The sequence below is a fragment of the Bradyrhizobium sp. 76 genome, from assembly GCF_023073025.1.
GTDB lineage: Bacteria > Pseudomonadota > Alphaproteobacteria > Rhizobiales > Xanthobacteraceae > Bradyrhizobium.
This window is the reverse complement of record NZ_JADPIS010000027.1, coordinates 1-10,790: the sequence shown is the minus strand read 5'-3', so window position 1 is coordinate 10,790 and position 10,790 is coordinate 1. Positions and strand designations below refer to the sequence as shown.

12 protein-coding genes and 2 pseudogenes are annotated in these 10,790 nt (G+C 59.8%); 5 read left to right on the top strand and 9 right to left on the bottom strand.

Features of this window, described 5'->3' with window-relative positions:
- Window positions 1-396: transposase (locus IVB48_RS07630; RefSeq protein ID WP_247399078.1), on the bottom strand; the 396-nt coding region annotated here is incomplete at its 3' end.
- A gap of 237 nt (window positions 397-633) precedes the next feature.
- The gene (locus tag IVB48_RS07625) at window positions 634-2,223 is read right to left on the bottom strand and encodes an FAD-dependent oxidoreductase (protein ID WP_247399076.1); all 1,590 of its coding nucleotides are present in this window, start codon (window positions 2,221-2,223) and stop codon (window positions 634-636) included.
- Window positions 2,224-2,525: 302 nt separating this feature from the next.
- Between IVB48_RS07625 and ccrA the strand changes: the two genes are divergently transcribed.
- The 5 genes from ccrA (at window position 2,526) to IVB48_RS07600 (ending at window position 5,628) form a co-directional block, all read left to right on the top strand.
- On the top strand, window positions 2,526-3,767 hold the full coding sequence (gene ccrA, locus IVB48_RS07620) for a crotonyl-CoA carboxylase/reductase (RefSeq protein ID WP_247399081.1): 1,242 nt from the start codon (window positions 2,526-2,528) through the stop codon (window positions 3,765-3,767).
- Between the two features lie 276 nt (window positions 3,768-4,043).
- Complete coding sequence (locus IVB48_RS07615; protein WP_247399074.1) at window positions 4,044-4,184, top strand: hypothetical protein; 141 nt, start codon at window positions 4,044-4,046, stop codon at window positions 4,182-4,184.
- 348 nt (window positions 4,185-4,532) lie between these two features.
- Window positions 4,533-4,934, top strand: coding sequence for a transposase (locus IVB48_RS07610; RefSeq protein ID WP_346658973.1), 402 nt, complete (start codon window positions 4,533-4,535; stop codon window positions 4,932-4,934).
- A 46-nt stretch (window positions 4,935-4,980) separates the two neighbouring features.
- Window positions 4,981-5,334 (top strand): IS66 family insertion sequence element accessory protein TnpB, encoded by a 354-nt coding sequence (tnpB, locus tag IVB48_RS07605; protein ID WP_247399068.1) that lies wholly within the window; start codon window positions 4,981-4,983, stop codon window positions 5,332-5,334.
- Between the two features lie 69 nt (window positions 5,335-5,403).
- Window positions 5,404-5,628, top strand: a complete 225-nt coding sequence (locus tag IVB48_RS07600) for a hypothetical protein (protein ID WP_247399066.1) — start codon at window positions 5,404-5,406, stop codon at window positions 5,626-5,628.
- Window positions 5,629-6,695: 1,067 nt separating this feature from the next.
- Here the strand turns inward: IVB48_RS07600 and IVB48_RS07595 are convergent.
- The 7 genes and pseudogenes from IVB48_RS07595 to IVB48_RS07565 form a co-directional block, all read right to left on the bottom strand.
- The gene (locus IVB48_RS07595) at window positions 6,696-7,277 is read right to left on the bottom strand and encodes a hypothetical protein (protein ID WP_247399064.1); all 582 of its coding nucleotides are present in this window, start codon (window positions 7,275-7,277) and stop codon (window positions 6,696-6,698) included.
- 122 nt (window positions 7,278-7,399) lie between these two features.
- Window positions 7,400-7,687 (bottom strand): hypothetical protein, encoded by a 288-nt coding sequence (locus tag IVB48_RS07590; protein WP_346658974.1) that lies wholly within the window; start codon window positions 7,685-7,687, stop codon window positions 7,400-7,402.
- Between the two features lie 152 nt (window positions 7,688-7,839).
- Window positions 7,840-9,245, bottom strand: a pseudogene (locus tag IVB48_RS07585) (ISNCY family transposase).
- 1 nt (window position 9,246) lies between these two features.
- Window positions 9,247-9,591, bottom strand: coding sequence for a DUF6788 family protein (locus IVB48_RS07580; RefSeq protein ID WP_247399061.1), 345 nt, complete (start codon window positions 9,589-9,591; stop codon window positions 9,247-9,249).
- A 13-nt stretch (window positions 9,592-9,604) separates the two neighbouring features.
- Entirely contained in the window at window positions 9,605-9,913 is a 309-nt protein-coding gene (locus tag IVB48_RS07575; RefSeq protein ID WP_247399059.1) for a hypothetical protein, read from the bottom strand.
- A gap of 115 nt (window positions 9,914-10,028) precedes the next feature.
- Window positions 10,029-10,208, bottom strand: coding sequence for an amidase family protein (locus tag IVB48_RS07570; protein ID WP_346658972.1), 180 nt, complete (start codon window positions 10,206-10,208; stop codon window positions 10,029-10,031).
- Between the two features lie 22 nt (window positions 10,209-10,230).
- Window positions 10,231-10,473: pseudogene (locus IVB48_RS07565) on the bottom strand (IS256 family transposase); the annotation flags it as partial.
- Window positions 10,474-10,790: the final 317 nt, after the last annotated feature.

Below are 10,790 nucleotides of genomic sequence, written 5' to 3'. Positions count from 1 at the left end.
TGCCGAACCAGTGTATTGCCGCGCCACTCCGCACGAGGCCTTACCCTGCTTGAGAAAGCCGGTCTCGTCGATCACCAGCACCGCATCGTCATCCGCCAAGTGCTCGATGACATAGTCGCGGACGATATCGCGCAGGGCATCAGCGTCCCAATCCCCGCGACCCAGGATCGCCTGCTGCCGCCATGGGCCAGGATCGCCAGCCGCCTCCGCGCGCATCCAGCCGGTCTTGCGCTGCTCATCTCCGAGCAGACCTTCCAGGAACAAGCCTGCATTCGTCGCCACACGCTCTTGCGTGAACAACGGACGTATCCGTTTCTTGATCTCTCGAAGCGACGCCGCCCACAACGCAAGCGTCTCCTCAACCGACGCGGCCCGCGCCCACGACATTCGAATCATGGTTGCCCATGGATTCAGAAGTCTGCAAACAAAGCAACTGTAATGCTAGTTCGACTAGCACCATTCGGCCGCAGTTTCCCCGACATCGGTTGTTATGATCGATGCTGACTCGCGCGCGCGAAGTGCGCGCGAGCCCGGTACCGCTTGGTTTTCTCTGATAGACGCTGCAGCAGCATGCTGCGCAAGCAGACACTTGAGCCTCATCTCACGTTCATTTGTCCACCCAACTGGCATCGCTCACGAGCGCAGTATCGCTGCGGCCGATCCAGGAGATTCGACCGCTCCCGGCTCTTCCACCTGCATACTCACGCCATATCCGAATATCCTGTTGAGCTCGTCGAGGAACCTGGCAATCTCGATCTCGGTTTTCGATTCTCCCCAGTTCAGCGGCTCTGCCACGGTCTTTGCGACATCGCGAACTTTGGCGGGCTCGATTCGCTCGAACCACGCGATACCCAATCGCCTGAAGAAAACATCGGAAAGTGTGTGAACCCGCTCCTCGGACAGAATTTGATGCAATCGCTGACGCGCGCCCGGTTCCTTCGCGCAAAGCTTCTGTAAGAAGTCTGGTTCTATCGCAGCGTGCTCCCGCGGGATTTGTCGACGGGTGTCCGCACGCTTGCCGGTCAGCCGATCGACCGCCTGTCGGACCTCCCGGCTGGCGGACCTGTGGGATGTCAGCGGTCCACCTGTCAAGGCAAGCATCCCAGCCAATCCCTCCCCAGAGAGTTCGTGTAGCACCCGGTTGCGATTGCCCATCGGCAGGTCGCTATCGAACGTCAACGGCCGCACCCCAGCCCACGTTTGGACGATTTGCGAGGCGTTCAGCACCTGCGAAGGAAACAGGCAATTCGCCTCAGCGAGCAGGAAGTCGATCTCCGCCGCATCGACAAATACATTTTCTTTGTCACCTTCGTACAGCGTTTCCGTCGGCCCAAAGTAATGATAATTACCCCAAGGCAAGCAATAGAACGGTTCACCCTTGCTGTTGATGGTGGCAACGCCGAGCAATCTGCACTCTTCGGGCATGCGCACCAGGATGTGGGCGCCCTTTGTACCCAGAATACGTCTCGCCGCGCGAGGATTGGCCGTATGCAGAACGTCGTCGATCCAGATTCCCGCCATGTTTAAGACCACCGGCGTTCGAACCTCGACATTTCCCTCCAGATGAATGCGCCAGTCGCCGTTTTGCGTCTTTGCACATGATTCTACGCGCGTGTAGTTCAGCACCGTGGCCCCGGCGGCTTCGGCGTCAAGTGCCGCATCAACGCAGATGCGCTCAGGCCAAACAAACGAGTACTCGCGGTAGGAGGCCACGGCCTTTAGCTGATCCCGCGCGCGCAGCATGCGCAGCATTGGAGCTCGCACTGCTTCATCATGCGACAGCATGGAAAACTCGAGCGGTACGCCGCCGACGTTCATCGCACCCAACAGCCCGAAAGCAGCATGAACCTGCCAACTGGCGTACGGTCCGTCCTCGTATATGGGGAAGTGAATCTGAATCGCGCTCACTCGGTGCGGCTCCGCACGCACAAATTCACTGCGGGCCCTTACCGCTTGCCGGGCCATCTTCATTGCAGTGGCAAACCGCTGGGGCCGCCGGACGGACTCCCAGAGCGATCGACCTGGAGCGAGATAGCGAAGGCCGCAATGCAGCAAGCGGCTCGACCGCGCAGAGGCCCCTGACCCAAAATCGTGCATGTCAACGCCCAGCACCGAATAACCAGCGAACGCGAGCTCGCGCAGGGCGGCAGCTCCGTTGATGCCCAAACCGATGACGACAGCGTCATACCGTCTGTCCTGCAATTCACAAAGCTGTTTGGCCAAGTGTAACTCCTGCCTTTGCGCTGTCCAGGACCCCGCGCGAGCGGTTAGCGGCCAAATGGAACGCCGAACTTCATGCGTCTCATCCATGACACGCCGTGAGGGATGAAGGCCGCGACCGCCGGTGACACCTCCACTCTCTTCATTTTAGCTTCATTTTAGTCGAACTGATGCAAAGCCAGATTTCTCTTTATAGATGTTTTTTTATGTTTACTACTCTCACATTTGGTGTATCCTTCATCTAATTCATTTGCCTCGAGGTACAGATGGACGGAATCGATCAGCACAGCGGCCGCAATCAGCCGATGGCCAACTATGGCGCAGCGGGCGCAAAGGATCTTTACGAGATTGGGGAAATTCCGCCGTTGGGTCATGTACCGAAGCACATGTTTGCTTGGGTGATACGCCGAGAGCGGCACGGGAATCCAGAGCTTGCAATGCGGGTGGAGATAGTCGATACGCCCGATATAGGACCGGAGGACGCACTGGTTATGATCATGGCGGCCGGGGTAAACTACAATTGCGTTTGGGCCGCTCTCGGACAGCCGGTTTCGCCATTCGACATACATCGGCACTCTCATCACATTGCCGGATCCGATGCCGCGGGAGTTGTTTGGGCGGTCGGAAATCGGGTGAAGAAATGGAAAGTCGGCGATGAGGTGGTCCTCCATTGTCATCAAAATGATGATAATGATGTCGAGTGCAATGGCGGCGATCCCATGTTCTCACCTTCGCAAAGAATTTGGGGCTATGAAACTCCGGACGGATCTCTTGCGCAATTCGCACGTGTTCAATCGCGTCAGCTACTATGCCGGCCAACACACCTAAGCTGGGAGGAGAGCGCCTGCTATACGCTCACGCTGGCTACTGCTTATAGGATGTTGTTTGGTCATCGCCCCCACGTCGTCCGACCAGGCCAAAACGTTTTGGTATGGGGTGCAGCTGGCGGGCTTGGCTCAATGGCAATCCAGCTCGTAACCGTGGCGGGCGCCAATGCGATCGCGGTCGTTTCCGATGAGTCGAAACGTGGGTATGTGATGTCGTTGGGAGCCAAAGGAGTCATAAATCGGAAGGATTTCGACTGTTGGGGTCGAATCCCCGATGTCGGTGAGACGATCACGTACGGCGATTACATGAGGAGGGTTCGCCGCTTTGGCAAGGCTATTTGGGAGATTACAGGGCAGGGAAACGACGTCGACATTGTCTTTGAGCACTCCGGCGAAACGACGTTTCCCGTCAGTTGCTTCGTCGTGAAGCGAGGCGGAATGGTCGTGTTCTGTGCCGGAACCTCAGGTTACAACCTTACGATGGATGCGCGCTTTATCTGGATGCGGCAGAAAAGAGTCCAGGGCAGCCACTTCGCCAATCCCTATCAGGTGTGGGAAGCGAATCGGCTTGTTGGTGAGCGGCGCATAAATCCCTGCATGTCCGAAGTGTTCAACTGGGCCGAAATTCCGCGCGCACACACCAAAATGTGGAGGAACGAGCACCAGCCTGGAAACATGGCAGTTCTCATCCAGGCGAGTTCACTGCAACGAGTGAATTAAAGAAGCTACCACAGCTGTTACCGGCAGCGAGGATGAGATCTAAAGCATATTGTGTCGATGCTGCCACTCCATTGAGAACCTTCCCTGTCGGCTCGGGGGCACTGGTCATCCGGGTGACCGCGAATTATTTCGACCGACGCGAACATTGCCTACGCGTCGAGCCTAGCCCCTATGATCGCATCCTGAGGTGACGGGCGGCCCGCCCCGCGGCAAGCTCCTATCGAGGGTTGCGCCGGATGGTCCGGCGCTGAGCGTCAAGGATGAGGAGCGGGCCTGATGAACGATAGCATTTTCGCAGGGCTGGATGTGCACAAGGCGACGATTTCGGTTGCGGTGGCCGAAGGGATGCGCGGCGGGGAAGTTCGTAAACTTGGGGATCATTCCCAATCGCGCCGATCAGATCGACAAGCTGGCTGAGAAGCTCGGTAAAGGGGGCCCAGCAGGTAAGTTTTTGCTACGAAGCCGGTCCCTGCGGATATGGCCCGCATCGACAACTGAAGGGACTGGGGCACAACTGCATCGTCGTGGCCCTCACGCTGATCCCAATGAAGGCCGGGGATCGGCCAAGCTGCACCGGAGCGGCGAGCTGACGGCGGTGTGGGTTCGGGGCATGAGGCCCATGCGCGACTTGGTGAGAGCCCGCGCCACAGCGATGCGTGTGCTCGGCAAGGCGCGGCGATATCTCCAAGGCTTCCTGCTGCGACATGGCGCATCTATGCCGGCAACAAGTAAGCGCGAAGCCGGTACCCTTGCTTCAGAATTCGAATGAACGTGCGAAGAAGCCTCCAGCTTGGACGGAAGTTTGGGATGGGATTGGACAGCAAAAAGGACGTCCATTTGGACGGCTCAACGAGGGGGTCGGTGAGCCGGCTGGAGGTCCTTGAAGGACCCTCGGGACGCCGCGTGCGTTCGGAGGCTGAGAGAGCTCGGATCGTCGCCGAGAGTCTGCGACCCGGTGCCCAGGTGCCCGAGGTGGCGCGCAAGCACGGAGCGACGCGCTGGCAGATTTACGATTGGCGACGACGCTTTCGACAGCGAGGCATGTTGGCGCCGTGCGAAGCGTCGCAGTCGACATTCGCGCAAGCGCGTTGGAGGAGCGGCACGTTCCGGCGATCAAGCTTGAGATCGCGATCGGCGATGTCGTGCTGCGGACGGACACAGCCATAGATGGCGAGCAGCTGTCCCGGGTGATCCGCGCAGTGCGAGCGTCACGATGATCGCGCCCGGTGCCGATCTGAAGATCTACGTGGCGACGCGGCCGATTGACTTCCGCTGTGGCCATGATGGGCTTGCTGCGAAGGTGCAGGAGATGCTTCGTCTCGATCCGTTCAGCGGTGCAGCCTTCGTGTTCCGATCGAAACGGGCGGACCGGATCAAGATTTTGGTCTGGGATCGAACGGGCCTGGTGCTGGTGCACAAGCGCCTCGAAGGCTGCAAGTTTGTTTGGCCAACGATCGCAGACGGCGTGATGCGCATATCGCCGGCGATGTTCGCTGCCTTGTTCGAGGGGCTGGATTGGAGGTTGGTCCGCCCACAAGAAGCGCGGCGTCCCCAGGCGGCTGGATAACTGCGGCAGAGTGACTCGGGAGCTATTTTGAACGTGGCACGCGTAGTGGTGATGTGCTCCAAATAGCGCATGAGCATTGCGGCGCTGCGCAACGAAAACGAACGCCTGAAGGCGCTTTTGGTGCAAACGCAGTCAGCCTTAAGCGAGCATCAGGGGGCACTGGCGGCATCGGAGGAAGCGCAACGTCGGCTGGAGGTCATCCTCGGGGAATGGCGCGTCGAGCCTAACATCGCAGACGACAGTGTCGCCATCTGCAGCTCCGTAGAGCTCGGCGATGTTCAACAGATCTTGTGACAATCGCTCGATGACCGAGCGCGTGCTCAGCATCTGAGCCATGGAGGAGTAGCAACTTTCCTTTGGCCTCAGTCCGTCGATCACGGCTAGCGCGAAAGCCGGCATCTGCACAAGGAGTTTTATGCAGTGTGAAGCCGGACAATGCGGTGGCCTCGCACTCCTCGATCGCCACGCTAGACCAGATGTGCAGGCCACAGACTGAGATCTCCGGCCCTCCAATTAAGAGTCAGGTGAGATCTCCGCTGTTGGACGCCGCTACCACCGCGTCTTACGCGCGCAGTCTTCGCGGAGTATGCGGGGGCCTTTCCCCCTAAGAGAGCGGCGTTCCCCTCCAGGTCGCCTCGAAACTTCTGGAAGCGGCAATCAGAGGCGAAACGAACCCCGAGAGCCTCAAACAAATCGATCGCGAAGCCCGTTCCAAAGCCCAGATCGTGTGGCGAGAGCTCCGCAAAATCACGATATTGTCACCCACTTAGTTACAGTGCTGATACTCGTGAGCTATCCGGACGGGGGTCGCGCTGATTGTGGAGCTTACCGCGATATGGCCATTTTAGCGACAAGCGGTCGGACTGGGCGCGAGCGCACCGCGAGACTCGTCGCGCGGGGGTCGACATCTTCCTGCAGGAGCTCCTTGGCGCATCAATGGAGGCGAACGCGCATTACGGAAAAGGCACCTGCCTCCTCAAATTCATAGAAGCGCGCCCAACTGCTGCGGAGCTGCATGTGTGCAATCGAAAGTCTTGCGACCGCGAGAGCATCATTCCGACGATTGCAGCCGTAGGCGCTCCTCTCACTAGCGATCATTTGGAGCTGGCCGCCAATTTGCTTCCTATTGCACGTTCGGAATGGCCGACTATTCAGGTCCTCACACAGTTCAGCGCTGTCGTAAGCCTTGTCGCCGAGCATATGCTTCGGCGGAGTCACTCTGCGCATCAGGGGAGAAGCTTAGCTGCCGCGAGTGCGGGAAGATTAGCCAAGCACCAGCGCCATTCAAGGCTGTCGCGGACGGCGCTCTCCGCGTGAGGAAGCATGGGTACGAGGTGCATCGCGGCTAATAGCGATTATGATCATTCCGACTCCGCCTGGTCCTCGCTTCGTTCTGTCGTGACAATCAATCGTGGACGCCGGTCGCGCAATAATGTGAGACACGCGAGCGCTGCGCATGACAGGAGCAAAGCGAGTCCCAAGAGCGCGCGGCTACCGAACCGCACCAGCATTTCGGCGAGAATTGGAGGCGAGGCGGCGGAGATCACATAGAGTGGCAAGGCCATGTGCGAAGAAGCTTTGGCGAATTCGGCTTTGTCATAGAAGACGAGCGGCATCGTCGCCCGCACGACGGCGAGCGCCCCACCGCCGATGCCGTAGAGCAGAATGAAAGCGGCGACAGCTAAACTTTGTCCGCCGCTCATGATCAACAGGAGCATCGCCGAAGCCAGAATAGTGGTGGAAACCAGGCCGGTTGTTATGGCATCCCAGCGCGCGCCACCCATTAAATCAATCGCGCGGGCGCTGACCTGGATGATCCCAAGCAGCGCGCCGAACTCGAGAGCCCGCGATGATGGGAGGCCCTCGGCCTTTAGCAACTCGATCAACACCGCGCTCAAGCCCAGCGTCACAACGGCAATCATTCCGCTGGCCGCCGTGATCAAGTAGAATGTGCTCCTTGGCGGGATCGGAGCCGAAATCGGTGCAGTCCCTTGCGGCGCCGGCTCGTCTGCTTGCAAACGGCCGGGCAGACCGAATGCATAGATCGGAACCGAGACCAGAAGCATCATCCCGCATAGACCAGACACGCTGTCCGCCACCCCGCTGCCGTTGTGAGCAGCGAGGTGATGGGCCAGAACACGCTGCTGGACAAGCCTGTAACCACCATCAGCCAACCTATGGCGTGCTCGGCGTTCCGTGCAACGATCTCGTTGAGAGCGATGTAGGCTGCTGGCGAAAGCGACGCGCTGCCAGCGATGCCGAGGATCACCCAGGCCAGAAAATAGAGCATCGGTCCCTGAGCGATCGACAATAGCAGAAAGCCGGGCGCTGCAACGATCGTCCCGGTGATCATCACACACCGACCGCCAAACCGAACAAACGGCTTAGCTACTTTCCGGCGCAAAAATCGCGGTTCTGATGGGCGCGGTCAACCATGCAGACAATAAGAAGCCCCGGCGGGGGGCGGCGGGGCGATGTGAGTGCCAAGATTGCGCTGGAAGTGGACTACCTTTGGAGTGACTGCTGTTCCATCACGCGACCGATGCTGATGAGGTTGTCGGCGACAACGCCGAGCCCGACCCAGCGCTTCATTCCGGCGCTGCCTTTGTAGCGGCAGCGATCGAGCCCGTGCCGCCGTTTGGCGACGCTGATGCGCCCCTCGCATCCGGTCCGCCATTTCTGGCCGTTGCGGAACCAACGCTTCTTCTGCTCGCGCTTGCGGGCGACGCTCTTGGTGGAACGATTGGGGATGCAGACGCGCTTGACGCCGCTCGCCTTCGCCGCGGCTTCATTCCTGGCGGAATAGAACCCGGCATCTGCCGCGACCAGACGTGGCGTGCGACCGAGCTTGGCTTGGTGGATTTCGATGGCCGGGATCAACAGGTCCGAATCGCTCGGCCGCCGATCATAGACTTCGTAGTCGATCACGATCTGGTTTTCGGCTTCCTGCAGCTTGACCATCTTGCCGAACTCGTTGGGCTTGCCGGCCTTGCCCTTGCGAATGATCTCCGTCGAGGGCTCGAACACGCTGAAGAGCTTGTCCTCTGTCCGCGTGTTGCCGTGGAAGATGCGTTGCCGGGTCTGCCGCATCACCTGCCGCACCAGCGGCATCATCGCTTCCGGCTCCTGCCGCAAGCCTTGCAGCGCCAGCCGTTTCAAGATGCCCCTGGCCCGCTTCACGCCGGTGGATATCTCATGGGAGAAGCGCTTCGCTTGCCCCACCACTCGGCTCGTCGAGTTCAATAGCTTACGGTAGCCTTGCTTGAGCCTCTCGTGATTGAGCGGTCCTTTGGCACGCGCAATCCGCGAGATATCGAGCAGCCGCAGTTTTACGCTTCGCGTTCGGTCGCGCAGCTTGGTTCCGGCCGCGCCCGCGATCTCGGTGACCTTCTTCATGTGCGGATCAGCACCCTAACTCCGTCACCCAGCAACGTAAGGGATGTTGGTCTCCACCACCGTCGTATCCACACGCATTCTGCGTCCCTGCGTCACCCCTTGTTGCTGCGCGATTTGCACGATCCGGTCGTGGATCTGTCTGATTGTCTCCTGATCCACAGCCAGCGCCCCAGCGCCCCATCGTCTTGGCGTCCGGCATCTTGCCGCCGCCCACACGGGTGAAGTCGCGATACACCCATTGGCGCGCACTTCACGTTCCAGCACGTGATAGCTCCAGTTGCGAACATGCTTGAGGATCAACAACCGCAACACCACCTCGGCCGGCGCGCCCAGCCGACCACGACTGCGGCTCTTGTGCGGCTCTTGGGATGTCGTCTCGCCAGCGCCTCGTACACCGCACCGACGATCTGTTCATCCGCCAGAACCCGGTCAGCATGGGTCATCCAACCTTCGCGAAGATCGCTCACTTCCCCGGCGATCAAGCCGTCGCCGAAGCTCAGTTGCGTTCTGCGCATCTCAATCACGTTTCTTCCTCCCCCGCGGCACCGCCGCATCAGGGCGCAACAGGTCGTGATTGAACTCGCAGATCGCCTCGATCGCGTCTTTCAGCTTCTGGTAATTCTCCAGCCAGCGGCGCACCTCGGCAACGCGCTCACGCCGCACACTGAACTGGCGCACGCGTCCACCCGCATAGCTCACCGTCAGGACATGCACCTGGTGCCCTTCGCCGCGCGCGCATTTCGGGCAGCCGCTCTTGTGACGAACGGAGCGCTCCAGCAACGAACCGCGCAGCAGTTCGCCGGTGACCGGCAGCTTGCCGACAAGCTTCTCACGCGTTTGAAGGGCTCGCTTACGAATCATTCATAAGAATGAATCAATACTGCCGCTTCAAGTCAACGCCAATCCGTTCGACCTTGCAGTTTTCGCCACACCAAGCGATTCTGGCTGCCTCACAAGGCCGCCGAATTTTGCGCCGGAAAGTAGCTAGCCACGGCACGCACAATCCCATCGCGAGGTAGAGCGCCGATGTGCCAGCAAACACCGATGAAAGCGTCATCTGCAGATCGGCTGCAATCTGCCTGCCAATGATCGGAGGCAGGCTGATCGTGCGCCCGCCGATGATCTGCGCGATGGACAGCGTGATCAGAGCGCCGATGATCTTCTTGTCAGGAAGGGATGGCATGCCAATTCTGTGCGCATCGCGCCAATCGCCTGCATCGCATAGCTCACGTCGGCCGCGCGACGCGCGAAAAAGCCAACGTGGTCGAGCGAATGTGCAAGCGGGGAGGGCTACCTGGTCAACCACATCTTTTGTCGACAGGCCACACGGACCGAATTATGGAACCCATCGTCTGCGCGCCAACGGCGAGCGGCACCAGTCCAGCCGTCACTGCCGCAGCGGAGCCAGAGGAGACGCTTCGCGAATGGGCAGCATTCCAGGGATTGACTGTCGGACGGGAATGGCGAGCTATCGCCAAATTTTGGTGACGGCCGGGCCGGTCAGGCGGCGGCGGTTATGGGCTGACGGTCGGTCGGCTTGGCGATGACCTCGATCCCGTCGTTGAATGTCACACCAAGAACGAGTTTTGGCAACTGGTGGTGGCCATCGAGGCGGCGCCAGCTTTTCTGCGCGCCCTCGACGAGTTTGAAGACCATGGCGAGCGCGGTCCCGTTCGACAGACAACCCTTCGACCGGATGGTGCGGTGGCGCACGGTGGCGAAGGTGCTTTCGATGGGGTTGGTAACCGGTATGAGAGTTTCTCGGTGCCGATGTTCCGCTGCGATTTTCAAGATCGTAGCGTATGGTGCGACCATCGGGACAGAGGCACCGGGAGCACGAAGGTGCGGGCAGGCCGATGCATTCGATGAGCCGCGAGCTCGAGTTAGTAGCTGGCCGCCTCTGCGACTCGCCCGGTTGCGCTGAGAGCGCGAATCCGTAGTTGTCGTGTCGCCCGTAGCTCCCGTCATGTGGTCTGATTGGCAGGAGGTGCGAATGCGACGGGTGATTGGCATCGACGTCCACCGAACTTTCGGGGAGGTGGTGATTTGGGAGGATGGCA

Bases quoted from the DNA above. Each gene is read 5' to 3' on its own strand.
- IVB48_RS07600 (WP_247399066.1), top strand. From the start codon at position 5,404: ATGAGCATTGCGGCGCTGCGCAACGAAAACGAACGCCTGAAGGCGCTT.
- tnpB (WP_247399068.1), top strand. From the start codon at position 4,981: ATGATCGCGCCCGGTGCCGATCTGAAGATCTACGTGGCGACGCGGCCG.
- IVB48_RS07610 (WP_346658973.1), top strand. From the start codon at position 4,533: ATGAACGTGCGAAGAAGCCTCCAGCTTGGACGGAAGTTTGGGATGGGA.
- IVB48_RS07580 (WP_247399061.1), bottom strand. From the start codon at position 9,591: ATGATTCGTAAGCGAGCCCTTCAAACGCGTGAGAAGCTTGTCGGCAAG.
- IVB48_RS07575 (WP_247399059.1), bottom strand. From the start codon at position 9,913: ATGCCATCCCTTCCTGACAAGAAGATCATCGGCGCTCTGATCACGCTG.
- IVB48_RS07615 (WP_247399074.1), top strand. From the start codon at position 4,044: ATGAACGATAGCATTTTCGCAGGGCTGGATGTGCACAAGGCGACGATT.
- IVB48_RS07590 (WP_346658974.1), bottom strand. From the start codon at position 7,687: ATGATCACCGGGACGATCGTTGCAGCGCCCGGCTTTCTGCTATTGTCG.
- ccrA (WP_247399081.1), top strand. From the start codon at position 2,526: ATGGCCAACTATGGCGCAGCGGGCGCAAAGGATCTTTACGAGATTGGG.